This is a genomic window from Rhodosalinus halophilus (assembly GCF_003298775.1).
GTDB lineage: Bacteria > Pseudomonadota > Alphaproteobacteria > Rhodobacterales > Rhodobacteraceae > Rhodosalinus > Rhodosalinus halophilus.
In genome coordinates, this window is sequence record NZ_QNTQ01000008.1 from 191,599 (window position 1) to 218,478 (window position 26,880).

28 protein-coding genes and 1 pseudogene are annotated in these 26,880 nt (G+C 69.8%); 15 read left to right on the forward strand and 14 right to left on the reverse strand.

Annotated features, from left to right (window positions below):
* Window positions 1-117: 117 nt before the first annotated feature.
* The 8 genes from guaA (at window position 118) to DRV85_RS10380 (ending at window position 8,038) form a co-directional block, all read left to right on the forward strand.
* Entirely contained in the window at window positions 118-1,683 is a 1,566-nt protein-coding gene (guaA, locus tag DRV85_RS10345; protein WP_113289379.1) for a glutamine-hydrolyzing GMP synthase, read from the forward strand.
* Window positions 1,684-1,846: 163 nt separating this feature from the next.
* Window positions 1,847-2,719: a DMT family transporter gene (locus DRV85_RS10350; protein WP_113289380.1), complete on the forward strand. Its 873-nt coding sequence runs from the start codon at window positions 1,847-1,849 to the stop codon at window positions 2,717-2,719.
* Between the two features lie 145 nt (window positions 2,720-2,864).
* Window positions 2,865-3,728, forward strand: a complete 864-nt coding sequence (locus tag DRV85_RS10355) for an ATPase (protein ID WP_113289381.1) — start codon at window positions 2,865-2,867, stop codon at window positions 3,726-3,728.
* 38 nt (window positions 3,729-3,766) lie between these two features.
* Window positions 3,767-4,690: a homoserine O-succinyltransferase gene (locus DRV85_RS10360; RefSeq protein ID WP_113289382.1), complete on the forward strand. Its 924-nt coding sequence runs from the start codon at window positions 3,767-3,769 to the stop codon at window positions 4,688-4,690.
* The gene (locus DRV85_RS10365; RefSeq protein WP_113289383.1) at window positions 4,680-5,633 is read left to right on the forward strand and encodes an alpha/beta fold hydrolase; all 954 of its coding nucleotides are present in this window, start codon (window positions 4,680-4,682) and stop codon (window positions 5,631-5,633) included. Before DRV85_RS10360 ends, DRV85_RS10365 begins: the two co-directional genes overlap by 11 nt.
* Before the next feature lie 40 nt (window positions 5,634-5,673).
* Window positions 5,674-6,549 carry a polyphosphate kinase 2 gene (gene ppk2, locus DRV85_RS10370; protein ID WP_113289384.1) on the forward strand — a complete coding sequence of 292 codons (876 nt, stop codon included), beginning with the start codon at window positions 5,674-5,676 and terminating at the stop codon, window positions 6,547-6,549.
* Window positions 6,542-7,159, forward strand: a complete 618-nt coding sequence (locus DRV85_RS10375) for a TetR/AcrR family transcriptional regulator (RefSeq protein WP_113289385.1) — start codon at window positions 6,542-6,544, stop codon at window positions 7,157-7,159. Before ppk2 ends, DRV85_RS10375 begins: the two co-directional genes overlap by 8 nt.
* Window positions 7,160-7,171: 12 nt before the next feature.
* Entirely contained in the window at window positions 7,172-8,038 is an 867-nt protein-coding gene (locus tag DRV85_RS10380) for a sulfotransferase family protein (protein ID WP_113289386.1), read from the forward strand.
* Here DRV85_RS10380 and DRV85_RS10385 read toward each other — a convergent pair.
* Complete coding sequence (locus DRV85_RS10385) at window positions 8,035-8,361, reverse strand: hypothetical protein (protein WP_147238826.1); 327 nt, start codon at window positions 8,359-8,361, stop codon at window positions 8,035-8,037. The two genes, DRV85_RS10380 and DRV85_RS10385, sit on opposite strands and share 4 nt — an antisense overlap.
* A gap of 21 nt (window positions 8,362-8,382) precedes the next feature.
* On the opposite strand from DRV85_RS10385, the gene DRV85_RS18990 reads away from it, so the two are divergent.
* A complete protein-coding gene (locus DRV85_RS18990; RefSeq protein WP_147238827.1) occupies window positions 8,383-8,853 on the forward strand; it encodes a GFA family protein in 471 nt (156 codons plus the stop codon).
* A 151-nt stretch (window positions 8,854-9,004) separates the two neighbouring features.
* On the opposite strand, the gene rpsI is transcribed toward DRV85_RS18990, so the two are convergent.
* From rpsI to DRV85_RS10405, 3 genes are all read right to left on the reverse strand, one after another.
* Window positions 9,005-9,490 (reverse strand): 30S ribosomal protein S9, encoded by a 486-nt coding sequence (rpsI, locus tag DRV85_RS10395; RefSeq protein WP_113289389.1) that lies wholly within the window; start codon window positions 9,488-9,490, stop codon window positions 9,005-9,007.
* The gene (rplM, locus tag DRV85_RS10400) at window positions 9,490-9,954 is read right to left on the reverse strand and encodes a 50S ribosomal protein L13 (protein ID WP_113289390.1); all 465 of its coding nucleotides are present in this window, start codon (window positions 9,952-9,954) and stop codon (window positions 9,490-9,492) included. The genes rpsI and rplM overlap by 1 nt, the downstream gene beginning before the upstream one ends.
* 167 nt (window positions 9,955-10,121) lie before the next feature.
* Window positions 10,122-11,099, reverse strand: coding sequence for an SLAC1 anion channel family protein (locus DRV85_RS10405; protein ID WP_113289391.1), 978 nt, complete (start codon window positions 11,097-11,099; stop codon window positions 10,122-10,124).
* Window positions 11,100-11,343: 244 nt separating this feature from the next.
* Here DRV85_RS10405 and speD point away from each other — a divergent pair, with 244 nt between their 5' ends.
* Window positions 11,344-11,874 carry an adenosylmethionine decarboxylase gene (gene speD / locus DRV85_RS10410; RefSeq protein ID WP_113289392.1) on the forward strand — a complete coding sequence of 177 codons (531 nt, stop codon included), beginning with the start codon at window positions 11,344-11,346 and terminating at the stop codon, window positions 11,872-11,874.
* Window positions 11,871-12,716 (forward strand): polyamine aminopropyltransferase, encoded by an 846-nt coding sequence (gene speE, locus DRV85_RS10415; protein ID WP_113289393.1) that lies wholly within the window; start codon window positions 11,871-11,873, stop codon window positions 12,714-12,716. Before speD ends, speE begins: the two co-directional genes overlap by 4 nt.
* 249 nt (window positions 12,717-12,965) lie before the next feature.
* Here speE and DRV85_RS19515 read toward each other — a convergent pair whose 3' ends face one another.
* On the reverse strand, window positions 12,966-13,271 hold the full coding sequence (locus DRV85_RS19515) for a hypothetical protein (RefSeq protein WP_233495468.1): 306 nt from the start codon (window positions 13,269-13,271) through the stop codon (window positions 12,966-12,968).
* 92 nt (window positions 13,272-13,363) lie between these two features.
* Here DRV85_RS19515 and DRV85_RS10420 point away from each other — a divergent pair, with 92 nt between their 5' ends.
* Window positions 13,364-14,326, forward strand: coding sequence for a M23 family metallopeptidase (locus DRV85_RS10420; RefSeq protein ID WP_158540143.1), 963 nt, complete (start codon window positions 13,364-13,366; stop codon window positions 14,324-14,326).
* 142 nt (window positions 14,327-14,468) lie between these two features.
* Here the strand turns inward: DRV85_RS10420 and DRV85_RS10425 are convergent, their stop codons facing one another.
* Window positions 14,469-15,425: an alpha/beta fold hydrolase gene (locus tag DRV85_RS10425; RefSeq protein ID WP_158540144.1), complete on the reverse strand. Its 957-nt coding sequence runs from the start codon at window positions 15,423-15,425 to the stop codon at window positions 14,469-14,471.
* Between the two features lie 223 nt (window positions 15,426-15,648).
* On the opposite strand from DRV85_RS10425, the gene DRV85_RS10430 reads away from it, so the two are divergent.
* Window positions 15,649-17,091 carry an alpha/beta hydrolase family protein gene (locus DRV85_RS10430; protein WP_147238829.1) on the forward strand — a complete coding sequence of 481 codons (1,443 nt, stop codon included), beginning with the start codon at window positions 15,649-15,651 and terminating at the stop codon, window positions 17,089-17,091.
* A 499-nt stretch (window positions 17,092-17,590) separates the two neighbouring features.
* Here DRV85_RS10430 and DRV85_RS10435 read toward each other — a convergent pair whose 3' ends face one another.
* Both DRV85_RS10435 and DRV85_RS10440 read right to left on the reverse strand, forming a co-directional pair.
* Window positions 17,591-18,118 carry a hypothetical protein gene (locus DRV85_RS10435; protein ID WP_113289397.1) on the reverse strand — a complete coding sequence of 176 codons (528 nt, stop codon included), beginning with the start codon at window positions 18,116-18,118 and terminating at the stop codon, window positions 17,591-17,593.
* A 233-nt stretch (window positions 18,119-18,351) separates the two neighbouring features.
* Window positions 18,352-18,540 (reverse strand): hypothetical protein, encoded by a 189-nt coding sequence (locus tag DRV85_RS10440; RefSeq protein ID WP_113289398.1) that lies wholly within the window; start codon window positions 18,538-18,540, stop codon window positions 18,352-18,354.
* Window positions 18,541-18,583: 43 nt separating this feature from the next.
* On the opposite strand from DRV85_RS10440, the pseudogene DRV85_RS19790 reads away from it, so the two are divergent.
* Window positions 18,584-18,856: pseudogene (locus tag DRV85_RS19790) on the forward strand (FAD-dependent oxidoreductase); the annotation flags it as partial.
* 69 nt (window positions 18,857-18,925) lie between these two features.
* Here DRV85_RS19790 and DRV85_RS19520 read toward each other — a convergent pair.
* Complete coding sequence (locus DRV85_RS19520) at window positions 18,926-19,138, reverse strand: hypothetical protein (RefSeq protein WP_233495469.1); 213 nt, start codon at window positions 19,136-19,138, stop codon at window positions 18,926-18,928.
* A 15-nt stretch (window positions 19,139-19,153) separates the two neighbouring features.
* On the opposite strand from DRV85_RS19520, the gene DRV85_RS19525 reads away from it, so the two are divergent.
* Window positions 19,154-19,348, forward strand: a complete 195-nt coding sequence (locus tag DRV85_RS19525) for a hypothetical protein (RefSeq protein ID WP_233495470.1) — start codon at window positions 19,154-19,156, stop codon at window positions 19,346-19,348.
* Window positions 19,349-19,593: 245 nt separating this feature from the next.
* Here DRV85_RS19525 and ntrX read toward each other — a convergent pair whose 3' ends face one another.
* The 5 genes from ntrX to dusB form a co-directional block, all read right to left on the reverse strand.
* Entirely contained in the window at window positions 19,594-21,015 is a 1,422-nt protein-coding gene (gene ntrX / locus DRV85_RS10450; RefSeq protein ID WP_113289399.1) for a nitrogen assimilation response regulator NtrX, read from the reverse strand.
* Complete coding sequence (locus DRV85_RS10455; protein ID WP_420820915.1) at window positions 21,012-23,279, reverse strand: sensor histidine kinase; 2,268 nt, start codon at window positions 23,277-23,279, stop codon at window positions 21,012-21,014. The genes ntrX and DRV85_RS10455 overlap by 4 nt, the downstream gene beginning before the upstream one ends.
* A gap of 112 nt (window positions 23,280-23,391) precedes the next feature.
* On the reverse strand, window positions 23,392-24,768 hold the full coding sequence (locus DRV85_RS10460) for a response regulator (RefSeq protein WP_113289400.1): 1,377 nt from the start codon (window positions 24,766-24,768) through the stop codon (window positions 23,392-23,394).
* On the reverse strand, window positions 24,768-25,844 hold the full coding sequence (locus tag DRV85_RS10465) for a two-component system sensor histidine kinase NtrB (protein WP_113289401.1): 1,077 nt from the start codon (window positions 25,842-25,844) through the stop codon (window positions 24,768-24,770). The genes DRV85_RS10460 and DRV85_RS10465 overlap by 1 nt, the downstream gene beginning before the upstream one ends.
* A complete protein-coding gene (gene dusB / locus DRV85_RS10470) occupies window positions 25,841-26,821 on the reverse strand; it encodes a tRNA dihydrouridine synthase DusB (protein WP_113289402.1) in 981 nt (326 codons plus the stop codon). The genes DRV85_RS10465 and dusB overlap by 4 nt, the downstream gene beginning before the upstream one ends.
* Window positions 26,822-26,880 lie beyond the last annotated feature (59 nt).

Sequence of the window (26,880 nt, forward strand, 5' to 3'; positions counted from 1 at the left end):
GAAATATCCTCGGGGGGTGAGGCGGCGGCAGCCGCCGAGGGGGGCAGACAGCCCCCCTTTGCCCGCGGGTCCTCCCCGCGCTTGCGCCCGCCGCCCGCGCGCCTTACGGAACAGCCCATGGACCACGCCACGCAGCACGACCGCCTGCTGATCGTCGATTTCGGCAGCCAGGTCACCCAGCTCATCGCGCGCCGCCTGCGCGAGCTTGACACCTATTGCGAGATCCACCCCTTCCAGAACGTCACCGAAGCCTTCCTGCGCGATTTCGCGCCGAAGGCGGTGATCCTCTCGGGCGGGCCGGCCTCGGTTCCGGACGCGGGCAGCCCGCGCCCGCCGCAGGCGGTCTTCGAGCTCGGCGTGCCGGTGCTGGGGATCTGCTACGGCCAGCAGGTGATGATGGCGATGCTGGGCGGCCGGGTCGAGCGCGGCGAGGGCACGGCGGAGTTCGGCCGCGCGATGGTCAACGCCACCGGCAAGCCGCTCGACCTGCTGGAGGGCTGGTTCGCGGAAGGCCCCGAGCAGGTCTGGATGAGTCACGGCGACCACGTGGCCGCGCTGGCCCCCGGCTTCGAGGTCTTCGGCACGAGCCCCGGCGCGCCCTTCGCCATCACCGCCGACCCGGCGCGGCACTTCTACGCCGTGCAGTTCCACCCGGAGGTGCACCACACGCCCAACGGGCGGCAGCTCTACGCCAACTTCCTGAAGATCGCCGGCTTCACCGGCGACTGGACCATGGGCGCCTACCGCGACGAGGCGATCCGGATGATCCGCGAGCAGGTGGGCGACGCGAAGGTGATCTGCGGTCTCTCGGGCGGCGTGGACAGCTCGGTCGCGGCCGTGCTGATCCACGAGGCGATCGGCGACCAGCTCACCTGCGTCTTCGTCGACCACGGCCTCCTGCGCGAGGGCGAGGCCGAGGAAGTCACGGGCATGTTCCGCGACCACTACAACATCCCGCTCATCCACGCCGAGGAGCAGGATCGCTTCCTCGACGCGCTCGAGGGCGTCCCCGACCCCGAGGAGAAGCGCAAGACCATCGGGCGGCTCTTCATCGACGTCTTCCAGGAGCATGCGGGCCGCATCGAGGGGGCGGCGTTCCTGGCCCAGGGCACGCTTTACCCGGACGTGATCGAATCGGTCAGCTTCTCCGGCGGGCCCTCGGTGACGATCAAGAGCCACCACAACGTCGGTGGCCTGCCCGAGAAGATGGGACTGAAGCTGGTTGAGCCGCTGCGCGAGCTCTTCAAGGACGAGGTGCGGGAGCTGGGGCGCGAACTGGGCCTCCCCGAACGCTTCATCGGGCGCCACCCCTTCCCCGGCCCCGGCCTCGCCATCCGCTGCCCCGGCGAGATCACGCGCGACAAGCTCGCGATCCTGCGCCGGGCCGACGCGGTCTATATCGACCAGATCCGCCGCCACGGGCTCTACGACGAGATCTGGCAGGCCTTCGCGGCGCTGCTGCCGGTGCGCACCGTCGGCGTGATGGGCGACGGACGCACCTACGACTACGCCTGCGCGCTGCGCGCGGTGACCAGCGTCGACGGCATGACGGCGGACGTCTATCCCTTCAGCCACGATTTCCTGACCGAGACGGCGACGCGGATTATCAACGAGGTGCGCGGCATCAACCGGGTGACCTACGACATCACCTCGAAGCCGCCCGGCACCATCGAGTGGGAATAGCGCATGCGCGGCGCTGCCCCTCGTCACGCGGGCGTCCCTCGCGGCGGCCGAGCGCAGGATGGCCCGCCTCCGCGCGCGGCCGCCCGTCTGCCCGGCGCGCCGGGCGCTGCCGTGTTCTTTTCCGCCCGGCGCCCGCGCGCCTGATGCCGACCGGCCGCCTGACATGAGCCCCACGCTCAAGGCCACGCTCTGGATGGTGGGTACGGTCGCCTCCTTCACCTCGATGGCGATCGCCGGCCGGCAGCTGGGCGGGACGCTGGACACCTTCGAGATCATGTTCTACCGCAGCCTCGTGGGCATCGCGCTCGTCGTGGCGATCGGCGGCTGGGCCGGCACGCTGGGCCAGATCAACGCACGGCGCATCGGGCTGCACACGGCGCGCAACGTTGCGCATTTCACGGGGCAGAACCTTTGGTTCTTCGCCATCCCGCTCATCCCGCTGGCGCAGCTCGTGGCCTTCGAGTTCACCTCGCCGCTCTGGGTGGTGCTGCTCTCGCCGCTGATCCTGGGCGAGCGGCTGACGGTGATGCGCATGGTCTCGGCGACGCTCGGCTTTCTCGGCATCCTGATCGTGGCGCAGCCGGGCGCCGCGCCGCTCTCGGTGGGCCAGATCGCCGCCGCGGGCGCGGCGCTGGGCTTCGCCTTTTCGGCGGTCTTCACCCGGCGGCTCACGCGGACCGAGACGATCACCTGCATCCTGTTCTGGATGACGGTGATGCAGGCGGTCTTCGGCCTGATCACCGCGGCGGCGGACCTGGACGTCACCGTGCCGCCGCTCTGGGCCGCGGGCTGGCTCGTGGTGGTCGGCATCGCCGGGCTCGCCGCGCATTTCTGCCTGACCAACGCGCTGGCGCTCGCGCCGGCGGCGGTGGTCATGCCGATGGACTTCGCACGCCTGCCGGTCATCACGGCGGTGGGCATGGTCCTCTACGCGGAGCCGCTGCAATGGGCGGTGCTGGCCGGCGCGGCGGTCATCTTCGGCGCCAACTACCTCAACATCTGGGCCGAGACCCGGGTGCGGCGCGCGCTGCCCTGAGCGCGCGCCCAAGGCGCTTCGAGAAAGCGCCTTGCAAGCGGTTTCGAAACCGCTTGCAAGGGCCTTCCAAGGCCCTTGCCCGCCCCTCTGGCCGCGCGGCGCGCGGGCGGCTAGGAAGGGCGCGGAAGGTGCTTAGGAGGCGGCGATGCTCTACGGATCGGCGGAGGACTGGCTGGGCGCGGCGCAGAAGCGCGTGCTGCTCTTCGGCATGTCCGGGCTCGGCAAGACGCGCATCGCGAGTCTGCTGCGCGAACACGGCGACTGGTTTCACTACTCCGTCGATTACCGCATCGGCACCCGTTACATGGGCGAGCACATCGCCGATCTGTTCAAGCGCGAGGCGATGAAGCTGCCCTTCCTGCGCGACCTGCTGATGTCGGACTCGATCGCGATCGAGTCGAAGATCCGCTTTCACAACCTCGCGCCGCTGTCGATGTATCTCGGCAAGCCGGGCGACCCCGCGAAGGGCGGCCTGCCCTTCGACGAATACCTGCGCCGGCAGGAACAGCACCGCGCCGCGGAGATCGCGGCCATGCAGGACACGCCGCATTTCATCGCGCGGGCCGAGGGGATCTACGGCTACCCGAATTTCGTGTGCGATTCCAGCGGCTCGTTCTGCGAGGTGGTCGATCCGGGCGACCCCGGGGATCCGCTGCTCGGTCTGCTCGAGTCCTGCGTGCTGCTGGTCTGGATCGAGGGGACCGAGGCGCATACCGAGGAGCTGATCCGCCGCTTCGACCGGGCGCCGAAGCCGATGTACTACCAGCCCGACTTCCTGCGCGCGCGCTGGGCGGAATACCTGAAAGAGACCGGCCTCGCCGAGGATGCGGTGGACCCGGACGCCTTCGTGCGCTGGACCTACGCCAAGGCGCTCGCCCACCGCCGGCCGCGCTATGCGGCGATCGCCGAACGCGGCGTCACGCTGCAGGCGGACGAGGTGGCCGGGGTGCAGGACGCCGCGGGCTTCGAGGCGCTGGTCGCCCGCGCCCTTGAGCGCCGCGCACAATAGCAGTATCCGGGTCGCTCCCCAACGACCGGACGGACGCCATGCCGATCAAGCTGCCCTCGGACCTGCCTGCCTTTCACGTGCTCACGCGCGAGGGCGTCATGGTCATGTCCGAGGACGCCGCGGCGCGGCAGGACATCCGCCCGCTGCGCATCGGGCTGCTCAACCTGATGCCCAAGAAGATCCAGACCGAGAACCAGTTCGCCCGGCTGATCGGGGCCACGCCCCTGCAGATCGAGCTCGTGCTCATCCGCATGACCGAGCACCGCACGCGCAACACCGCGGCCGAGCACATGGAGAGCTTCTACCGCCCCTTCGCCGAAGTCGAGGCGAGCGGCGAGAAGCTCGACGGGCTGATCATCACCGGCGCACCGATCGAGCACTTGCCCTTCGAGGAGGTCACCTACTGGGACGAGCTGCGCCGCGTCTTCGACTGGACCCAGAGCCATGTCCACTCGACCTTCGGCGTCTGCTGGGGCGGCATGGCGATGATCCACCACTTCCACGGGGTCGAGAAGCACTTGCTGGAGAAGAAGGCCTTCGGCTGCTACCGGCACCGCAACCTCGCCCCCGCCTCGCCCTACCTGCGCGGCTTCTCCGACGACCTGCTCATCCCCGTCAGCCGCTGGACCGAGATGCGGCAGGAGGAGATCGACGCGGCGCCGGGCCTCGTCACCCTGATCGGCTCGGACGAGGTCGGCCCCTGCCTGGTCGAGGATCCCGCGCACCGGGCGCTCTACATCTTCAACCATCTCGAATACGACCGCGACACGCTCAAGCAGGAGTACGACCGCGACGTGGGCGACCGCATCTCGGTACAGATCCCGGTGAACTACTTCCCCGAGGACGACCCCGCGCGCCCGCCCTCGAACCGGTGGCGCAGCCACGCGCATCTTCTCTACGGGAACTGGATCAACGAGATCTATCAGTCCACGCCCTTCGAGATCGACGCCATTGGCACTTAAGGCGCTTCTCTGGGTCTGCGCGGCGCTCGCGCTCTTCGCGGCGGTGACGCTCTGGCGCGCGCGGGCGCACGAGGCCCGTGTCGAGCGGCACTGGCCGCCCTCGGGACGCATCCTGGAGGTGGGCGGCCACCCGGTGCACGTCTGGGAGGCCGGAGAGGGCCCGCCGGTGGTGCTTATCCACGGGGCGAGCGCCAATCTGCGCGACTTCACCTTCTCGCTCGCGCAACGCCTGGCGCGCAGCTACCGGGTGATCGCGCTGGACCGTCCGGGCCTCGGCTACACGCCGCGGCTGGGCGACGGCGGCGCCTCGATCGCCGAGCAGGCCGGCCTTCTGTCGGAGGCCGCGGCGCAACTGGGCGCCGAGCGCCCCATCCTGCTCGGCCACAGCTACGGGGGCGCGGTGGCGCTCGCCTGGGCGGTGCACCACCCGGAGCGGGTCGCGGCGCTGGTCCCGCTGGCCGCGGCCTCGAACCCCTGGGACAGCCCCCTCTCGCTCTACTACAAGCTCACCTCGCATCCCTGGCTGGGGCCCGTGGCCGTGACGCTCATCACCGCATGGGTGCCGGATCGGGTGGTCGAAAACGCGGTGGCCGAGGTCTTCGCGCCGCAGCAGGTGCCGCAGGGCTATGGAGCGCATTTCGCGCCCGGCCTCACGCTGCGGCGGGCCACTCTGCGCGAGAACGCGCTACAGCGCGCCTCGATCAACGCCGAGATCCGCGCGCTGCACTCCCGCTACGGCGAGATCGCCGTGCCGACCGAGATCCTGCACGGCGACGCGGATACCACGGTCGGCCTGTCGATCCATTCCGAGCCGCTGGCCGGGCAGATCCCCGGCGCGCGGCTCACCGTGCTGGAGGGGATCGGCCACATGCCGCACCATGCCCGCGAGGGCGCGGTGGCCGCCGCGGTGGACCGGGCGGCGGCAAGGGCCGGATTGCGCTGAGCGCGGCGGGTCACCATTATCGGGCGAAAAGGACGCAGCGATGCCCCCCCTGCCCTTCGACGGCGCGATCAGCGCCTACTACACCTCCGAGACGCCGCAGGCGGTCCGTCAGGCCATCGAGACGGCGGAAAAGAACGACCTGATCGGCGCCCATTTCCCCTATACCGAGCGGCTCGGCAAGCGCAGCTACAAGACGCAGCTCGAGGCGCTGCAGATCGAGCTCGCCAAGCTCCAGCGCTGGGCGAAGGAGGAAGGCGCGCGCGTGGCCGTCATCTTCGAAGGCCGCGACGCGGCCGGAAAGGGCGGCACGATCAAGCGCTTCCGCGCCAACATGAACCCGCGGGTCGCGCGGCTGGTGGCGCTGCCCAAGCCCTCGGACCGCGAGGCGACCGAGTGGTATTTCCAGCGCTACGTCGAACAGCTTCCCGCCGCGGGCGAAATCGTGCTTTTCGATCGCTCCTGGTACAATCGCGGGGTCGTCGAGCATGTCTTCGACTTCTGCACGCCCGCGCAGCGCGAGCATTTCTTCCACCAGGTGCCCGATTTCGAGAAGATGCTGGTGGACGACGGCGTCGTGCTCATCAAGCTGTGGCTCAACGTCTCGCGCGCCGAACAGCTGCGCCGCGTCCTCGCGCGGGAGCGCGACCCGCTCAAGCAGTGGAAAGTGTCCTGGATCGACGTCGAAGGGCTCAAGCGCTGGGAGGCCTACACCGACGCCATCCGCGAGACGCTCACGCGCAGCCACAGCGCGCATGCGCCCTGGTGCGTCATCCGCTCCGACGACAAGCGCCGCGCCCGGCTCGAGGCGATCCGCGCGGTGTTGTCCCGGCTCGACTACGCGCGCAAGGACGACCGCGCGATCGGCGCATCCGATCCGGCGATTCTCGGCGGACCGGAGCTTTGGCGCGATGGCTAAGCGCGGCTACCACCACGGAAACCTCCGGCAGGAGCTTGTCGAGGCCGCGCTCAGGCTGATCGAGGAGCGCGGGCCGCAGGGCTTCACCCTGTCTGAGGCGGCGAAGCAGGCGGGCGTGACCCCCGCAGCGGTCTACCGCCATTTCGAGGGGCGCGAGGACCTGATCGCCGAAGGCGCGCGGCAGGGCTACGAAATCTTCGCCGACGTGATGCAGCACGCCTACGAGACGGGTCAGCCCTCTGCCCTCGCCGCCTTCGAGGCGACCGGGCGGGCCTATCTCGCCTTCGCGCGGAGGTATCCGGGCCATTACATCGCCATGTTCGAGAGCGGCATCTCGATCCAGCGCACGCCCGAGCTCGCCGCCGCGGCCGCCCGCGCCTGGGGCGTGCTGCAGCGCGCGGCCGAGGAGCTGTCGCGGCACATCCCGCCCGAGAAGCGCCCGCCGCCGGCGATGTTCTCGGCGCATGTCTGGGCGATGAGCCACGGGGTCGTCGAGCTTTTCGCGCGCAATTCGCCGGGCACGCAGTCGCCCTTCCCGCCCGAGGATCTGCTCGAGACCGGGATAGGTATCTATCTGCGCGGGCTGGGCCTGATCCCGCCCGACGACTGAGCCGGAGGCCCGATGGCGGACGACAAGCGCTTCCTACTTTGCATCGGTGCGCCGAAATGCGGCACCACCTGGCTTCGGGAATACGTCCACGCGGCGCCCTGCGCGGATATGGGCAGGCTTGGCGAGTATCAGGTCTGGGACGCGCTGCATCTGCCCGAGAACGCGCGCTTTCGGGTGCCGCGACCGGGCGCGGCGATGCGCCTGCGCGCCGCGCTGGCCGGGGCACTCGGGCTGCCGGTGCCGGCGGATGTCTTCCGCTGGCGGTTGCAGGACGACCCCGCGCGCTATTTCGCCTACTTCGAGCGCCTTCTGGCACGGCCGGGCATCACGCTGACCGGCGACGTTTCGCCTGGCTACAACCGTCTTCCGGCGGAGATGCTGTCGCGGATCGACCGGGAGTTCGCCTCGCGCGGGATCGAGGTCCGGGCCGTGCTGCTGCTGCGCGACCCGGTCGAGCGCGCCTGGTCGGGCCTGCGGATGGAGCGGCGCAAGGGGCGGCTCCCCGAGGGCCGAAGTGACGTGGAGGTCTTCCGGGACCGCTACGTCGCCGGCAATGCGCCGCCCAACACGCCGCGCTACGCAATGAGCCTCGCGGCGCTGGAGCGCACCTTCCCGCCAGAGCGGCGGCGCGTCTGTCTCTACGAGTCGCTCTTTCGCCCCGAGAGCATCGCGGATCTCAGCCGATGGCTCGGCATCCCGGCGCGCCCGGAGGCCGGGTCGCAGCGGGTCAACGCGGCCGGCGCACCTTCGGCCCTGCCGGACGGTCTGGCGGAAGAGGCCGCCGCCTGGTTCGCCGAGGACTACGCGGCGACCGTCGCGCGACTGCCCGAGGCGCGGCGCCTCTGGCCGCACGCGGCGCTTCTGGAGGCAGCGGGTTAGCCCGCCGGGCAGCGCACCAGCCGTGTCGCCCATCCGCCGAGGATCACCCAGATCCCGCCCTGCGCCGCCTGCATCAGCATGAACCGCTCCTGCGAGACCACGCCCTCCCCCGTGCAGGCGGCGTCGCAGAGCGTGGCCTGCATGTCGCGGAGGTTCACCGGGTTGGCGAGGGTGCCGCTGTTCTCGACCCCCTCGAAGCGGCCGCCCGGGACGGCGAGGGCGCCGCCGTCCATGCCGACGATCTCGCAATCCCAGTGCTCGACCCCTGCCGGATAGTATAGCCCGTCATGGGGCGTCTGCGCCGCTTCATTGACAGGACGCAACCGCGGACTCCATCCTGCCGTATGGGTGACGTGCAGACGACATGCGGTTGCGGGCACGCGGGAGCCGTCGTTTCCGTCCAGCCGCGTGTGCGCTTTCGCTGTCATTGCACGAAGTGTCAGGCCGTCTACAAGGCGGCCTTTGGCGATGGGCTGGTCTTTCGACGCGGTCAGGCATGGCCCGTTGATCCGCATCGCATCCGCTGGATCCGCACCATCCGTGCCTCGCCATTGCTGCGCGGACTGTGCGGGGCCTGCGGCGATCCGGTGATCGCGCATCTCTACGGGATCTTCGCAATCGTTCCTGCGCGGACAGCCGAAGGTCTCGCCCGGCCACCGGTGGACTGCGACATCTACTATGGTTCGCGCGTCCAGGATCTGCATGACGATGTGCCGAAGTATTCCCGGGCGTGGGACACCTATGCCGGGCTGACCGGACCGTTCATGCGGGTTCTCGCGGCACCGGGTCGCGCGCCGGACGTGGCGCGCCCGTGACCGGCGCCCGTGCTGGCCCTTCCTTTCCCGCGGCGCGGCGACCGGACCGACCAGCGCCAGGGCCGCAACCGCGGCAAGGCGCATCTTCGACTTCCCGAGAATGCAGAAGGCCACCCCGAAGGGTGGCCTTGCAACCTCGGAGGCGCGAGCCTCAGCGCTTGGAGAACTGGAAGCTGCGGCGCGCCTTGCGCTTGCCGTACTTCTTGCGCTCGACGACGCGGCTGTCGCGGGTGAGGAAGCCCGCGGCCTTGAGCGAAGGGCGCAGCGTCGGGTCGTAGTACTGCAGCGCGCGGGAGATGCCGTGCTTGACCGCGCCGGCCTGTCCCGACAGACCGCCGCCCTTCACGGTGCACATCACGTCGAACTGATCCTCGACGCCCGCCACCTGGAAGGGCTGGCGGAGGATCATCTGCAGCACGGGACGGGCGAAATACACGTTGATCGGCTTGCCGTTGACCTCGACCTTGCCGGAGCCGGGCTTGATCCAGACGCGGGCCACGGCGTCCTTGCGCCGGCCGGTCGCATAGGAGCGCCCGAACTCGTCGCGCACCGGCTCGCGGGTCACGGCCGTTTCCTCTGCGGGCGGCATTTCGGCCACCTGCTCGAGGCCCTCGAGGGATTTGATCTCTTCCGCCATCACTTCGCCATCCGGGTGTTCTTGGAATTCATCGCCTTGACGTCCAGCACTTCGGGCTGCTGCGCCTCGTGCGGGTGCTCGGCGCCGGCATAGACGCGCAGATTGGTCATCTGCTGGCGCGCCAGCCGGTTGCCGGGCAGCATCCGCTTCACGGCCTGCATCACCACCCGCTCGGGGTGCGCGCCGGTCAGGATCTCGTCCTTGGTGCGGGACTTGATGCCGCCGGGGTAGCCCGTGTGCCAGTAATGCTTCTCGGCGCGCTTGCGCCCCGTGAGCTGCACCTTGTCGGCGTTGACGACGATCACGTTGTCGCCGCAGTCCATGTGCGGGGTGAAGCCCGGCTTGTGCTTGCCGCGCAGCCGGGTGGCGACGATCGAGGCGAGGCGGCCGAGCACGACGCCTTCGGCGTCGATCACGATCCACTTCTTCTCGATATCCGCCGGGGTCGCTGAATAGGTCTTCATCCGGGGGTGTCCTTGCTCGTATGTCGCGCTCCCGCGAGGCCTGCGCCCCGCGGTCGGGATTGCGCTGTTATACGCATGCGGCGCGCGCAGTCAAGGCAGGGGCGCGCGGATTAATGGCGCAAAGTCAGCACCTTGCAATAAAGGTATTCAGGTACCCCAGCCTCCCGTCACTCCGGCCGGCAGATCTCGCCGCGCAGCGCCGCCCGGGCCGTCCGCCAGAGCAGGCCGACGACGACGGCCGCCAGCAGCGCCAGCGCGGCCGTCCCGATCCGGACATGCGCGGGCGAGTCGGCGAGCGCCCCGTGCCGGAACGAGGCGATGGCAAGCGCGGCGATCGGGAAGGACAGCGCCCAGAAACTCAGCGCGAAGGGCAGCCTGAAAAGCTGCGGCGCCTGGATCGCCACCAGCGCGGCGAAGACATAGGCCGCGTTCAGCATCACCCGCGCGAAGGGATCGAGCCCGCCGATGAGCTGCACCCAGGCCAGATAGGCCACCGCCGGCGGCGCGATCAGGATGACCAGCGTCGGAAAGAGCCGCGCGGGCACCGGATCGTGAAACACCAGCCGGTTGAACACCAGCGTGAGCAGGATCACCCAGAAGATCAGCCCAGCGGAGAAGAACAGCCACGAGACCTCCGGGTGCCCCAGCGGCACGCCCGCCACGGGCACGATCACGTTGCCGACCGCCGGGATGAACCACGCGGGCGTCAGATGCCCCACCTGGAAGCTGCGGTGCCCGATCCAGCCTGAGACGACCGCAAGCGTAAGCACGGCCTGCCCGGCCACGCCCACCCACCAGACGACATGCGCCGCAGCCGGCTTGGACGCTATGAGCCCCGTGGCGATCAGAAGCAGCGAGATCGAGACCGCGGGAAAGAAGGCGATCCGCACGGGATGGTTCCACTCCCAGGCCACCGCGCCGGGGTGGCGCAGCGCCTTGAGCGCGTAGAGCGCCGCGATCCCGGCGAAGACCGCGACCGCGATCCACAGCACCGCCTCCGAAGCCCGTGCGAGGCCGGGCCATGGCACGCTGCCCGCGTGCAGCGCGAGGCTGAGGCCCATGAGCCCCATGACCATCGCGAAGAAGCTGATGGGGAAGTTCTCCAGCCGGTCCGTCTGCCCGGTCTCGGCCACGGTGTCCTGCATAGGTTTGGCTCCCTGGTGCATGCGCCGCCTCTCTCGCGCGGCAAGGGCGTCGATGCCTTGACGCAAATCAATACGCCTTTTGCGAAAATTTCCGCTGCACATGCGAAATCACCCCTTGCGCGACTCGGTCCGCCCCCATAGGTGCGCCTCACGGAAATCGGGGCCGATCCCAACTTCGGATGTCTTCCGGGGGGGCGCTAAGGCACCGGCCGGATTCAATCTGCTGGCTAGAAGGGGGAGCGTTATGAAGGACGCCACTCTCTTCCAACTGGGGATCGGTCTGGAGACAGGCGCCCAAGAGGAAGACACCGCCCGCGGCACGCATGCGCCGCGCGACACCGACACCGACACCGACGCGCGCGACATCTTCGACGCGGACCGCGACGATCACTTCATCCGCCGCGATGGGGCCGTCTTCGCCGGCACGCATCTCATCATCGAGGTGGTGGACGGCCACGGCCTCGACGACGAGGCGCGCATCCAGCAGGCCTTCCGCGACTGCGTGGACCGCTGCGGGGCGACGCTGCTGCACATCCACACGCACAAGTTCAGCCCGCAGGGCGTGAGCGGCGTGGCGGTGCTGGCCGAGAGCCACATCAGCGTGCACACCTGGCCCGAGATCGGCTACGGCGCCTTCGACGTCTTCATGTGCGGCGACGCGCAGCCCTGGCGCGCGGTCGACGTGCTGCGGCACGCGTTCTCGACCGCCGATGTGCGCGTGAAGGAGCTGCGCCGCGGCGAGGACGTGGTCGCCGACGCAGGCATCGCGGCATGAGCGACTGGGTGCGCGAGCGGCTCCACCGCGACTTCGCCCAGGCCCTGCGCGTGGAGCGGATGCTCTACGACAGCGAGACGGCGCATCAGCGCCTGAAGGTGTTCGAGAATCCGACCTTCGGGCGCGTGATGACGCTGGACGACGTGGTGCAGGTCACGGAGGCCGACAACTTCATCTACCACGAGATGCTGACCCATGTGCCGATCCTGGCGCATGGGTCGGCGCGCCGCGTGCTGATCGTGGGCGGCGGCGACGGCGGCATGGCGCGCGAGGCGCTCCGTCACGCCGGCATCGAGCGCGTCACCATGGTCGAGATCGACGCCGGCGTCGTGGAATTCGCGAAGGACTACCTGCCCGGCATCTCGGCGGGCGCCTTCGACGACCCGCGCCTCGAGCTGGTGATCGCCGACGGGGCGGAGTTCATGCGGCGCGACGGCGCGGCTTTCGACGTGATCATCGTCGATTCCACCGATCCCGTGGGCCCCGGAGAGGTGCTTTTCACCGACAGCTTCTACGGCCACGCCAAGCGGCGGCTCGCCCCAGACGGCATCCTGGTGACGCAGAACGGCGTGCCCTTCCTGCAGGGCGCGGAACTGACGAACACCATGCGCGCCTTCCGGTCGCTCTTCGCCGACGCTGCCTGCTATCTCGCGACGGTGCCGACTTATGCCGGCGGGCCGATGGCTTTCGGCTGGGGCACCGACGGCCCGGCGCGCGAAACGCCGCTCGACGTGCTGCGCGGCCGGTTCGAGGCGGCGGGCATCGCGACGGACTACTACACGCCCGAGGTGCACCAGGCCGCCTTCGCGCTGCCCGGGTACGTGCAGAAGCTGCTTCCCTGAGCCGGCCCGCGCGGCGGTGGTCTTGACCCCTGAAACCGGCCCGTTCCGGGTGCGGATTTTCGGGCATACTTCGGAAGCGGGAGCAGTGCCCCGATGCCGAAGAAACGATTCACCGACGCGCAGACCACGTTCGCGCTGGGGCAGGCAGAGGCCGGCACGAGCGTCGGCGAGATCCGCCCGAAATGAACTGTAACGCAATCGATCCTGTGGGTCGATCTGTGCTGAAACGGGGATGACGGAAGCCACCTTCTACCGCGGGAAGACGGTCCGCGCCGGGATGGGCGTGTCCGAGAGCGGCCATTGGAGGGCCGTTTCAACCTGCATGTCGTCCTGATCGCCGTTCTTTGCAAATGGACGAATGGCAAGCCGGTTGCAGGCGACGATGCGCTCGAGGCACGATGGGTCGACGTCGACGCACTCGGGAATCCCGGCCTCGATCTGAGCCGCCACGTGGCCGACGTCGCGCGGCAGCGCGCTTTGGAGGCCCGGTCGTGACGCCACTCCCGGAACCGGCGCGGGCGGCGGCCAGCAGTGTTCGACCGGCAGTTCGTGCACCTGCGGGAAAGGGGGCGCCGGCTTCCGTTCGCGGGGCATCGATTGGACCAGGACAGTTGCGTGACGGCTCCAGTTTCAGGAAACAGGCCGACATGACCCTGCTCGTCCTGCTTGTTCAGGTTGCTCTGCCGTTAACTTTGCTTGCCTGGATCGCCGTCTATCCCGCAGGCAGCCTCGCCGGCTTCGTGTTTCAGGCGGCCGGCGTCGCGTCCTTCCTGTATGCCCTCGCGCGCGTCTCGCAATGGGCGGTTCCGGTCTGGTGGCTGCCCTGGGTCTACGGTGCGCTGTGGCTGATCGTCGTTGGGTTGTGGACCCCGCGCATCGTGCGCGCGGGAGCGCGCCTGTTGCCGGAGGGTGCCTGGGGGTGGGCGGGGCTGGCCCTGTCGTCGGCCCTGCTGATCGCCGGCGCCTGGTACGGTGCGCGGGCCATCGCCGCACGGAGCCTGCCTCCGGTCGAGGTCGTCGATATCGCCAATCCGTTCGGTCCCGGCGACTATCTCGTCGGGCACGGCGGATCGAACCGCCTGATGAACGGGCATCTTCGGACGCTAGATCCCGAGGTCGCGCGCTTTCGGCCGTGGCGCGGGCAGTCCTATGCGGTGGACTTCTTCGGGCTCGGTCCGTGGGGCCTGCGTGCCTCCGGGTGGCGGCCCGCCGATCCCGCGGCCTACGCGATCTTCGGCGCGGAGCTGCGGGCGCCCTGTGCGGGCCGGGTCGTCGCGGCCGAGGGCGCGAGGCCAGATTTCGAGGTGCCGAACGAGGATCCGGTCAACCGGCTCGGCAACCACGTGATCCTGCGCTGCGGCACGGCGGAGATCGTCCTCGCCCACATGCGGCAGGGCAGCGTGACGGTCGCCGCCGGCGACGCGGTGGCGGTCGGGGACAGGCTGGGCGAGGTCGGCAATTCCGGCGCCTCGACCGAGCCGCATCTGCATATCCATGCTCAACGCCCGGCGCGGGAAGGCGCGCCGCCCATCTCCGGGGCGCCGCTCGCGCTGCGCATCGACGGACGTTTCCTCGTCCGGGGCGACCGGCTTTCGGGGGCACAGGAGTGAGGCAGGCGCTGGCGGAGCACCCGTTGCCCGCGCCGCGCCGCCTGGGCTCTGCCGAGAAACCGGCGCAACGCTCCGATGCAGGTGCGGTCCCGGCGCCCAACATCTGCAACCGCCGCGCGCGATCTTCCGACCGGAACCCGCGCTATTCCTCCGCCGTCACCTCTTCACCGAAAGCGACCACGGTCTCCACGAAGCGTCCGGTTTCGGTGAGGAAGGGCGCGTGGCCCGACTCCGCGAAGATCACCAGCCGCTTGCCCTCCGGCGCCTCGACGCTGTCCATCCAGTCCCGCACCAGCGGGACCGGGGTGTTCATGTCGCGGGCCCCGGCGACGACCAGCATGGGCACCGGCATCCGCGGCACCTCCCCGATCAGGTCGCGCGCCCGGTAATCCGCCCACATCGGCCCGCTGCCGCGGTTCGCGCCGTCGAACCAGCGGATGTAGTCCGGCAGACGGTATTCCGGAGCCGCGAGCGCGCGCGGCAGCATCGAGGCGAGCGAGACGTTCATGCCCCCGCCATGCGCCTCCAGCGCCTGCATGAGCCGGACATAGAGCCCGTGGTCGCGGAAGGCTTCGGGCGCCATGGCGGCGAGTTCGGAGTCAGGCGCGGCCTCGCGGAGCCAGTCGAGCGCGAGCTCCACGCCGCGCAGCGTATCGACCTGCTGGCCCACGGCGACGTAACCCGCGTAATCCTCCGGCCAGCGCGCCACGAGACGCGCGCCGAGCATGGTGCCCCATGAATGGCCGAGGACGATCAGCGGCTGGTCGCCCACGCGTTCGCGCAGGAGCGCGGTGACCTCCCGCGCGTCGGCGAGGAAGCGGTCCAGCGTCATCGTCGCGGGGTCGAAGTCCGGCGGGTTGGACTTGCCCGCGCCGCGCTGGTCCCAATGCACGACGACGAAATGGCGTTCGAGGGCCTCCGTCGCCGACCGGATCGGCATCTGCGCCGAGCCCGGCCCGCCATGGAGCCAGAGCAGGATCGGTGCGCTGCGGTCCGCGCCGCGGATCAGGAGCCACTGGGTCATGCCGCCGATCTCCGCGGGAACCAGTTCCGCGACGGGATCGGGGCCGTCGATCGGGCTCGTTCGGGCGGGCAGCATCTTCCACGCCACGGCGCCCGCAGCGCAGAGAAGAACGACCAGGCCGATCAATCCAATTCGGGACATGGGTCCGAGCGCAGGCGCGAGTTGGTGGCGGGTCGCTTTCAATGAAGGCATCGCAGCGAGGGGTTCAAGAGGCGGGAGCGAACCTGTATCGATCGCCGCGCGGCCAGCGGCCGCCTGGTTCGCCTGTTCCGCGCAGATCACGGAGCTTCGCGAAGAGATGGGACGAAACCGCAGACTCGAGACGCCTTTCGCGCACCGGCTCATCACCTCGCCCCTCGGCGCGCTGCTCGACACCCGCGCCTTCGAGCGGATCAAGGGCCGATCGCTCCCGCGCGAGATGCGCCTCGCCCGGATCGGCGCGGTGGCGGAGGCGACGGTGGCCGAGGGCGGCGACGCCGAGACGCTGCTGGAGAAGCTCGGCCTGCACGGCGCGCGCTCGCCGCAGCTCCGCAGGCGCGTGGCAAAGGCGTTCGCCCGCTATGTCCGTGACTGGCACGCCCATGCCGCGATCCTGAAGGCGTGGGAGGGCGCCTTCTGGAGCGGCGAGGACCTGCCAACGGACGCGCTGGTCGACCTCGAGATGCGCCGCCGCGCGGCCTCGGAGCGCTGCGTCACGCCCGGCAGGACGCTCGGGTTTCTCGCCAAGCGCGCGGACATCGCGCCGGTCGCCTGCGACATTCCCCATCCCGAGGACAGTTTCACGCGCTGGTCCGAGACGATCGAGGCGCCCGACGCGCTCTTCGCCGCGCCCGAGGAGCTGCCGGAATTTCAGCGGTCCCGCGCGGTCCCCGGACCCGCGGGCCCGGAATACCTCCTGCGCTTCCGCTCGCCGTCGCCGCTCATGGCCGACACGGTCCATGCGCGCGTCTTCGAGCCGGCCGAGGGCGCGGAGACCGCGCCGGCCTTCATTTACGCGAGCGGCCTCGGCATGGCCTACGACCGCATCCGCTACTGGCCGGAAGAGGACTATATCGCCCGGCCGCTCGCGGCGCGCGGCTGCCGCGTCATCCTCGTCGAGTCGCCCTGGCACGGACGCCGCGCCTTGCCCGACCGCTTCAGCGGCGAGCCCTATCTGGCGACCGCGCCGGTCGGCCTCTTCCGGCTCTACGCGGCGCAGGCGCAGGAGACAGCCGCACTGATCGGCTGGGCGCGGCGGACAGGGGCGAGCGCCCTGGGCGTGGGCGGCGTGAGCCTCGGCGGGATCGTGTCGCAGCACGTCGCGGGCCGATGCGCGGCATGGCCGGAGGCGATGCGGCCCGACATGGCGTTCCTCGGCGCGACGTCCGCCCATATCGACGAGGTGGTGCTCGGCAGCGAGATCACACGCGCGCTCGGCGTGGACGCGGCCGTCCGCGCAGCGGGCTGGACGGCGGAACGGCTACGGAAGTTGCGCCCTCTGCTCGATCCGCCGGCGTCGCCCGGGATCCCGCCCGAGAATGTCGTCGCGCTTCTCGGGCGGCGCGACCGCTACACGCCCTACGCGCTGGGCCGCGGCCTCCTCGACGCCTGGGGCGTGCCGCCCGGCAATGTCCTGACGTGGGACCGGGACCATTTCGGCGTCCTGCTCGGCCTGTTCCGGAGCGACGACGCCCAAAAGAGAATCCTCGGCAAGCTGAACGAAATACGCGATACGTCGCGCACTTCGCCCCCAGCCCAGTAGACAACTGTTTGTCGTGTCATCCGGCATCGCATGCGGGTCGAGGAGTCCGACTCCCCTGCCGATGGTCCCGCTGCGAACGTGGTCTGAGGAAACGGGTCACCGCCTTGCGCCCGCCTGACGGCAGGCCTTCGAGGTCTCCCCGGGGACGCGGTTCCGATGATGCCCGTGGGACGGAGTGTCGCCTCTGAGACGGAACACGCCAATGAGATGGGCACCTCGGAATTGCATTGAACCGGCATCATGTTGGCGGCCACCGCGTCGACCACGAATAGAAGCATGCACCCGGGGTGATCTCGGACGATGGCAGACCCGGGACCGGCGACAAGGGATGATCGTCTCGACCCATCCGCTCCTCTGCGGGTGAAATCTCGCGGCCAAATGAGCCTGATCGGGACGACCCAGTTACCGAAGTCCGGCCCCCGCGGGGTCAGTTTCCCTTGCCGAGTCACGGCAATGGCCGCCGCCCGCCCGGTATCAGCCAGGGACGGGCGCTTCTGCCTCAGTACTCTCCCCGGCTCTGCCGCTCCAGAATCTCGTTGACCTTCTGCATCTGGCGGCCGGTCGGGGTCGACGCATTGCCGCCCACCCGACTGGCGCCGAGACGCTGCATGTTCTGGAAGAAACTCGCGACCTTCACCTGCTTGAGGATCTTGGCGTACTGGTCGATCGGTGGAGGCAGGCTCTCGGCGAAGACGGCGGCCGCGCCGAACATCTCGTCGAAGGCAGCTGCGGCCGCCTCGTCCGATACGCCCTTGTGCGGCCAACCTTCCAGCACTTCCACGGCGTCCTTGAGCCGGAAGAATGCATCCATCTTGTCCCGGACGTCCTTGACCGTCGAGATCTTCGACTTGACCGCCGCGATGCCGTCGGCGGCCTCCTTGAGCTGCTTGCTGGCCGAGCTCGAGATGACGTCCCCCGCCACAGCCAGCTTATGGGCCTGCTTCGCTCTCTCGTCGGCAGCCTGCAGTACTTCCTTGATGTTCTCGTCGTCGACGAAGGCGCTTCGCAGCGCGTTGAGAAGTCCCATCTCTATGTGCTCCCCCCTGGTGTCAGGGCCCCGATGGTCACATCTTGCGCCATACTCCGGCAAGGCCCGGCATCATCTGGGCGCGACACGCGGGCCGATGCCCGGCCGAGCAGGCCGGCGGGATCGGTTGCGGACGTGTCGGAACCCGATCCGGACCAGAACGGCCTTCGGTCGCCGACCGCCGGCGGCGAGTCATGACCTGGCCGCCTGGCGCGAAAGACTCGCTCCGGCTTTCAGGCGGAGCAGGTCCCTGCGCGTGACGAGCGCGCGCAGCCCAGCTTCTCGGCCAGCGGCGCGACCTTCACCTTCTCGGTGCCGTGCGCGACCAGCAGGTCCATCGCGGCCGCGATCCAGTCGTCGCGTGTGGTTCCTTGCGCGCCACGCACGCGGCGCGGGGCGGCGTCGGATCCCTTCGCGACCATGCGCGCAGTCCCTTGAAAGCTGCAATCTGGCTCAGTGGTGTACATGTTTGCGGCGCGGCCCTTCACGATCAGGCCAGACGGGACGGCAGGGCTTGGACACCACATACTCGGACTGACGCGTATTCGCCGAAGGGATCAGGGGCCACACCGGGTGGCGCCCCGCCTGGCGGACGCCACCCCGCAGGCAGGCTACGAGATCGTGGGCGGCGGCGGACATGGCCTTGCCACGGCCTCCTACCTGGCCAGGCGGCGCGGATTGCGCCGGGTCGCGGTGCTGGAGAAGGGCTGGATCGGCGCGGGGCAACACCGGACGCAACACCACGGCGATCCGGTCAAACCAATTCCATCCCGAAAGCGCGGCGCTCTACGACCTGTCGGTCAAGCTTTACCAATGGCTGTCGCGGGAGCTCAACGACAATGTCATGTTCTCGCAGCGCGGGATGCCGGTGCTCGCCCATTCAGCGCCGTAGATGGAACTGGCCCCGCGCGTCGTCAACGCGATGCGGCTCAACGGCGGCGACGCAGCGCTGGTCGACGCCGCCGAGGCGGCGAAACGGGCGCCGATCCTGAACACGCTTGCCGGGTCGATCGAGGACAACAGGGGCGGGATGTCGTGGTCGGGAACGTGCCCGGCGGCGGCGGCATGGTCGGCGCCTTCGGCAAGGACGTGGTGGCGCCCGACGGCTACACCGTGATCTCGCTCACCGACGGGCCGATGTACGCCGGCCCCATCTGGGGCTTCGCCGACCTGGTGGCGAAGGAGCTGGCCCGGATCAACCCCGCGCTCGTGGATCGGCGCAGCGCCTGACGCAGGCCTCTTCATCATCCGCGGACGATCCTGCCCGCGACCACGCCCAACAGGACTTCTGCAGGCTTTCCATCAGCCGGCAAGCGGGACTCATGGTGGACGAGGATCCAGGCGCGGATGGGCATGGATGGCGTCGCGCGCACCCCAACGAAATGAATGTATTTTCCGCTTGACGATACCCCGGCCGGAGGCACGCCGCGCCAGCGGCCTCCGGCGGCGGCGCCCGGACGCGCGGCGTGCGGCCCCTAGCCCGCCCGGCTGACGGCCGCGGCCGGCTCCTCCTCCTCGCCGCCGTTGCGCCCGCCGTTCTTGCCGGTCACCACGCCCAGCGACTTGAGCTTGCGGTGCAGCGCGCTGCGCTCCATGCCGACGAAATTCGCGGTGCGCGAGATGTTGCCGCCGAAACGGTTGATCTGCGTCAGCAGATATTCGCGCTCGAAGGCTTCGCGGGCTTCGCGCAGGGGCATCGTCGCCACCTCGCCGGACAGGACCACCCGGCCGTCGCCGGCCTGCGGCTGCGGCTCCTGCGGCAGCTCCCGCGCCTCGATCGGGCCCGCACCGTCGCCCAGGATCAGCACCCGCTCGATCAGGTTGCGCAGCTGGCGGACGTTGCCGGGCCAGAGCATGGTCTGCATGAGCGCCACCGCCTCGTCGCTGATCTCGCGCAGCGGCAGGCCCTGCGCGCCGTTCGCCTCGGCGATGAAATGACGGGCGAGCAGCGGGATGTCGTCGCGCCGCTCCTCCAGCGAGGGCACGCGCACCGGCACCACGTTGAGCCGGTGATAGAGTTCCTGCCGGAAGCGGCCGGCGGCGATCTCGGCCTCGAGATCGCGGTTGGTCGAGGAAATCACCCGCACGTCCACCCGCACCTTGTCGCCGCCGCCGGCCCGCTGAAAGGTCTGGTCCACGAGCACGCGCAGGATCTTCGACTGCGTGCCGGGCGGCATGTCGGCCACCTCGTCGAAATAGACCACACCGCCATGCGCTTCCTCGAGCAGGCCGGGTTCGACCCCGCGCTCGGGCGTCTCGCGGCCGAAGAGCACCTCCTCCATGCGCTCGGGCGCGATGGCGGCGCAATTGACCGTGACGAAGGGTCCCTGCGCGCGCGTCGAGCGGGCGTGCACATAGCGCGCCGCGACCTCCTTGCCGCAGCCCGCCGGTCCCGTCAGCATCACCCGCGCGTTCGATTTCGTCACCTTGTCGAGCTGTGACATCAGCGCGCGGAAGGCCGCGCTGTCGCCGATCATCTGCGCGGCGCGCGCATCCCGCCGCTTCAGCGCCTGGTTCTCGCGGCGCAGGCGCGAGGTCTCCATCGCGCGGCGGATCACCACGAGCAGCTGGTCGATGTTGAAGGGCTTCTCGATGAAGTCGTAGGCGCCCTGCTTGATCGCCGCGACCGCGATCTCGATGTTGCCATGGCCGGAGATGATGACCACCGGAACGTCCGGGTTGTCGCGCTTAACCGTCTTGAGGATGTCGATGCCGTCCATCCGGCTGTCCTTGAGCCAGATGTCCAGGATCAGCAGCCCGGGCGGCTCGGCGTTGATGGCCGCCATCGCCTCTTCCGAATTGCCCGCGAGCCGGACGGAAAAGCCTTCGTCCTCGAGGATGTCCCCGATCAGCTCGCGGATGTCCCGCTCGTCGTCCACGATGAGAATGTCGCTCATGCGCCCCCCGTTATCTCTTTGCTTTCAATGTCGTTCGCCGCGCGCGCCGGCAGCGGCAGCCGGACGACGGCCATCGCGCCGGCCCGGCTCTGGCCGTCGAAGACCGGCGCGTCCTCGAGCGCCAGGCTGCCGCCGTGTTCCTCGATGATCTTCTTCACGATGGGCAGGCCGAGGCCGGTGCCCTTCTCGCGCGTGGTGACGTAAGGCTCGAACAGCCGCGCGCGATCCTCCGGCAGGCCGATGCCGGTGTCAGCGATGCGGATGACGGCTTCGCCCGGCGCCACCTCGAGGGTCACGCGGATCATCGCCGCGTGATCTTCCGGCGCGCCGCGTTCCTTCAGGCTCTCGATCGCCTCGCCCGCGTTCTTCAGCAGGTTGGTGAGCGCCTGACCGATCATCGTCGCGTCGAGTTCCGCCGGCACGGGATGATCCGGGATCTGCGACTCGAAGCGCACGTCGGGCTGGCCGGCCTCCTGCATCAGCACGGCGCCGCGCAGCAGATCGGCCAGATCCTCGGGCTTGCGGTCGGGCTCGGGCATGCGCGCGAAGCGCGAGAATTCGTCCACGATGCGGCGCAGGTCGTCGGTCTGCCGCACGATCCGCTCGGTCATGCCGTCGAGCTGCGCGGCCTCCTCTGCGTCGAGCTTGCGCCCGAACTTGCGCCGGATCCGCTCGGCCGAGAGCTGGATGGGGGTAAGCGGGTTCTTGATCTCGTGCGCGATGCGGCGCGCGACGTCGCCCCAGGCCGCCATGCGCTGCGCGGCGACGAGGTCGGTCACGTCGTCGAAGGCCACGACGTAGCCCTCGAGCCCGTCGCCGTCGCGGCCCCGGGGGGCGATGCGCACCAGAAGGTTTTCCATCCGGCCGTCGCGGATCACCTTCACCTCGTCCTGCGCGACCGCCGCGCGCCCGGAGCGCACGCGCTCGAACACCGGGCCGAATTCCGGCACCGCGAGCCCGATGGGCAGCGAGCGGCGATCCTCGCCGAGGCCGAGCAGGCGCTCGGCCGAGCGGTTGACGAAGGTCACGCGCCCCGCGGCGTCGAGGCCGACGACGCCGGAGGTGACCGAAGACAGCACCGAGTCGAAGAGCCTGCGCCGCCGCTCGATCTGCCGGGTGTTCTCCAGCAGGGTCTCGCGCTGTGCGTTGAGCTGCCGGGTCATCTGGTTGAAGTAGCGACCGAGCATCGATATCTCGTCGTCGCCGTCCTCCTCGGGCACCTGCACGTCCAGATCGCCGGTGCCCACGCGCTGCGCGGCGGCGGTGAGCCGGCCGACCGGGCGCGAGAGACGCTCGGCGAACCACAGCCCGAGCCAGACCGCCGCGAGGATCAGGATCACCGCGAAGCCGAGATAGAGCAGCCCGAACTCGAAGAGGACGCGGCCGCGTTCGTTCTCGAGTTGCTGATAGAGGCGCACGGTTTCCTGCGTCTCGTCCAGCAGGCTGAGCAGCTCGCCGTCCACCTCGCGGCTGACATAGAGCCAGCGGTCCGCGAAGCCGCCCAGCGGCACCAGCGCGCGGAACTCGTTGTTGTCCCAGTCCTCGACGATCGCCAGCCCCTCGGCGCGCGCCGTGGCGAAGGCCTCCTGCGGGGGACGTTCGAAATCGAAGAGATAGGAGCGCTCGCCGCGCGCGCGGATCTCGCCGGTGCCGTCGATGACATAGGCCTCGCGCAGGCCGCGCTGGATCTGGCCCTGCCCCTGCCCCAGCAGCACGCGCAGCTCGCCGTCGCTCATCAGGAAGCTGGCGCGCGCCCCGGCCTCGAGGAACTCGGCGAGCGCGCGGGCGTCGGTGGCGAGATCCTGTCGATGCTCCTCCTCGTAGGCTTCGGCGGCAGCCAGGCTCGATCCCACGACGCTCCGCACCCGGTCCGAGAACCAGCCCTCGAGGCCGATGTTGACGGTGAGGCCGGCGAAGACGGCGACCGTGACGGCCGGTAGAAGCGCCATGACCGCGAAGACGAAGGTCAGCCGAAGGTGCAGCCGCGAGCCCGCAGAGCGCGCCCGGCGCGCCGCGATCATCCGGGCGACGCGCTGGAAGACCAGCGCCGCCACGGCCAGCACGTAGACGAGATCCGCCAGCAGGACGAGCCGCAGGCTGAGCGCCCCGGCGCCCTGGTCGAGCGGGCCGAGAACGAGGAAGGTGGCAAGCGCCAGCACCGGCCCCAGCAGCACCAGGCCCAGCGTGGCGACATTCTGGATCCGGCGCTGCCGCCGGAGACGGCTCAGCCGCTCCCAGGAAAGACGCTGTGCCCGCAAGGCCACGTTCTGCCCTCGCCCCTGTTGAGCGCCTTACGCGCCCCTACCGCCAAATCTTGTGGCGCGTTCCGGCGCGGCTGCCTGTCCGCCGCACGCCCGCCACGGGTCTGTTGCCCTTTTACATCAATTTGCGGCGGCGTGTCACGCGAATCTCGAGGTCGTTGATCTTCTTGCGCAGCGTATTCCGGTTTATCCCAAGCAGATCGGCGCATTTCGCCTGATTCCCGCCCGTCGCTTCCAGCGCGATCTCGATGAGCGGGGCTTCGACCTCGCGCAGGATTCGCTGGTAGAGGCCGGGCGGCGGCAGCGCCGAGCCGTGAAGGTCGAAATAGCGCCGCAGGTGCCGCGCGACGGAGGCCGAGAGCTTCTCGCTCTCGCCGCCGCGGCCGCGCAGCACGGGTTCGGTTTCGGGCTGGTCGCCCAGCACCTGCTCGACCTCTGCGCGGCTGATCTCGTCGGCGCGCGAGGTCAGCACAAGCCGCCGCACCGCGTTTTCGAGCTGCCGGACGTTGCCGGGCCAGCTGTAGACGCGGAAGAGTTCCTCTGCGTCCTTCGACAGCCGCCGCCGCGCAAGCCCGTCGCGCTCGGCCCGGGCGAGGAAATGCTCGGTCAGCAGCGCGATGTCCTCGACCCGCTCGCGCAGGCTGGGCACATGGATCGTGGCGCCCGTCAGACGATAATAGAGGTCGCGGCGCACGCGCCCCTCTTCCATCGCGCGCGACAGGTCGCCCTGGCTGGTGGCCATGAATCGCGGCACATGGTCGCCCGGCGAGTCGATCATCCGGACGATTCGCGCCTGCACCTCGTCCTCGATGTCGCCGATCTCGTCGATCAGCAGCGTCCCCCCCTTCACGCGGGCGAGGACCCGCTGCGGCCCCTCCAGCTCGCGCAGATCGGCGCCGGTGACGCTGACGAAGGGCAGCGTGCGGCGGTCGGAGAAATCGTGGATCGTGCGCGCGATCAGCGACTTGCCGGTGCCCGACTCGCCGGTGATGAGAACCGCCAGATCGGCGTTCATCACCTTGGCGACCAGGCGGTAGAGCGCCTGCATCGCGGGCGTGCGGCCCACCAGCGGCAGGTCGCCGTCCTCCGTCGCGGCCGGCTCGTCCACCGGCATCGAGGGTGCGCGGCGCCGGTTTTCCAGCGCCTTGGCCGTGCGCTTCATCAGGTCGGGCAGATCGAAGGGCTTGGGCAGATAGTCGTAGGCCTCGGCCTCGGCGGCCTGGATCGCGGTCATGATCGTGTTCTGCGCGCTGATCACGATGACCGGCAGGCCGGGGCGGTCCTGCGCGATCTTGGGCAGCATCTCGAGCCCGTTGCCGTCGGGCATCATCACGTCCGAGATCACCACGTCGCCCTTCCCCTCGCTCACCCAGCGCATGAGCGTGGTCAGCGAAGAGGTCGCATGCACCTTGCAGCCCGCGCGCGTGAGCGCCTGGGTCAGCACGGTGCGGATCGTGCGATCGTCGTCGGCGACGAGAACGGTGCCGTCCATCAGCTTGTCTCCCTCGGTTCGCGCGGCGCGCGGGGCAACGAAATGCGGAACACGGTGCGGCCCGGAACGGAGGAGACCGAGATCCACCCCCCGTGATCCGAGACGATCTTGGACACGAGCGCGAGGCCCAGGCCGGTGCCGTTCTCGCGCCCCGAGACGAAGGGATCGAAGATGTCGCCCTCCAGATCGGCGGGCAGCCCCGGGCCGTCGTCGATCACCTCGACCTGCAGGGGCAGCGACTGCCCATCGCCGTCTGCGCGCCGCAGCCGGAAGCTGTGCTCGTAGTAGGTGTGCAGGCGGATCTTGCCGCCTTTGGGATCCGCCACTTCCGAGGCGTTCTTCAGAAGGTTGAGCACCACCTGGAGCAACTGGTCGGGATCGCCGTGCGCGAGCGGCAGCGACGGGTCGTAGTCCTCCACGATCGTCATGTGCGCCCCGAAGCCCAGAAGCGCCGATCGCCGCGCGCGGTCGAGCACGTCGTGGATGTTGACGGGCTGCATCGCCGGCGGCTTGGTGTTGCCGAACTGCTCGACCTGCTCGAGCAGCTTCAGGATGCGCCGCGTCTCGGCGACGATAAGGTCCGTGAATTCCAGATCCTCGCCGCCGAGGTTCATCGACAACAGCTGGGCCGCCCCGGTGATGCCGGCCAGCGGATTCTTGATCTCGTGCGCGAGCATTTCGGCCATGCCGATCGCCGACTTCGCCGCCGATTTGACCGAATGGCTCTTGGTCAGGCGCCCGGCGAGCTCGCGGGGCGATATGACCAGGATCATCGCGCCCTCCGGCTCCCCCAGCGGTGCAATCTGCAGATTGCATTGCACCGGAGGGCGGTCGCCGGTGCCCACGTCCACGTCGTTGACGAAGAGCGGCGTGCCGTTCTCCCGCGCGCGGCGGAAGCTCTCTTCCATCGGGGCGTCGACGTAGAGACGATCCCAGACCGGCTGGCCGAGGAGCGCGCGGGCGGAGGCGTTGAAGAAGCTCTCGCCCGCGGAATTCACGCTGGCGATGCGGTCGCCGCCGTCGAGAACCAGACCGGGCACCGGCAGGGCGCCCCAGATCGCCGCCTCGTCGATCATGCCGCGGCCCGGGTGCTGGCGGCGAGCGCATCGGGCAGATCGCGCAGCACCTCGGCGGGCGTGCCCGTCAGGATCCGGCGCCGCAGTTCCGCCGGGGTGCCGGCCCGGTCCATGTACCAGCCGAGATGCTTGCGCACGACACGGGCGCCGATCTCCGTGCCGTGGAAGGTGAGCGATGCCTCGTAATGCGCTGCCACCATGTCGCAAAACGCATGACCCACCGGAACTTCCGGCGCCGGAGCGCCGGCAAGATCCGCGGCGATCTCGGCCACGCGCCACGGCGCGCCCTGCGCGCCGCGCCCCACCATCACGCCGGCCGCGCCCGAGGCGTCAAGCGCCGCGCGCGCCTGCTCCGGCGTCGTGATGTCGCCGTTGGCGATCACGGGCACGCGCACCGCCTCCACCACGCGGCGGATCGCGCGCCAGTCGGCGCGGCCCTTGTAGAACTGGCAGCGGGTGCGCCCGTGGATGGTGATCATTGCCACGCCCGCCGCTTCCGCCCGGCGCGCGATCTCGGGCGCGTTGAGCGCGTCCTCGTCCCAGCCCAGCCGCGTCTTGAGCGTCACGGGGACCGAGACCGCGCCCACCACCGCCTCGATCAGCCGCAGCGCGTGATCGGGTTCGCGCATGAGCGCCGAACCCGACATGCCGCCCACCACCTTCTTGGCCGGGCAGCCCATGTTGATGTCGAGAATCGGCGCGCCGTTGGCCTCGGCCATGCGCGCCGCCTCGGCCATCCACTTCGGGTCGCGCCCGGCGAGCTGCACCGAGGTGTTCGCGAGGCCGAGCCCCAGCTCCGCCCGCTCGCGGACGCCCGGCTTGGCCTGCACCATTTCCTGACTCGCCACCATCTCGGAGACGACGAGCCCCGCCCCGAAGCGGGCCACGAGATCGCGGAACGGCCTGTCGGTGATTCCCGCCATGGGCGCGAGGAACACCGGGGGGTCGAGAAGCCTGTCGCCGAGGTGAATGCTCAACTGCCTAATCCTTGTGCACGCGCTTACAGCTAAGGGTCGCGGAGGATTGCGGCAAGTTC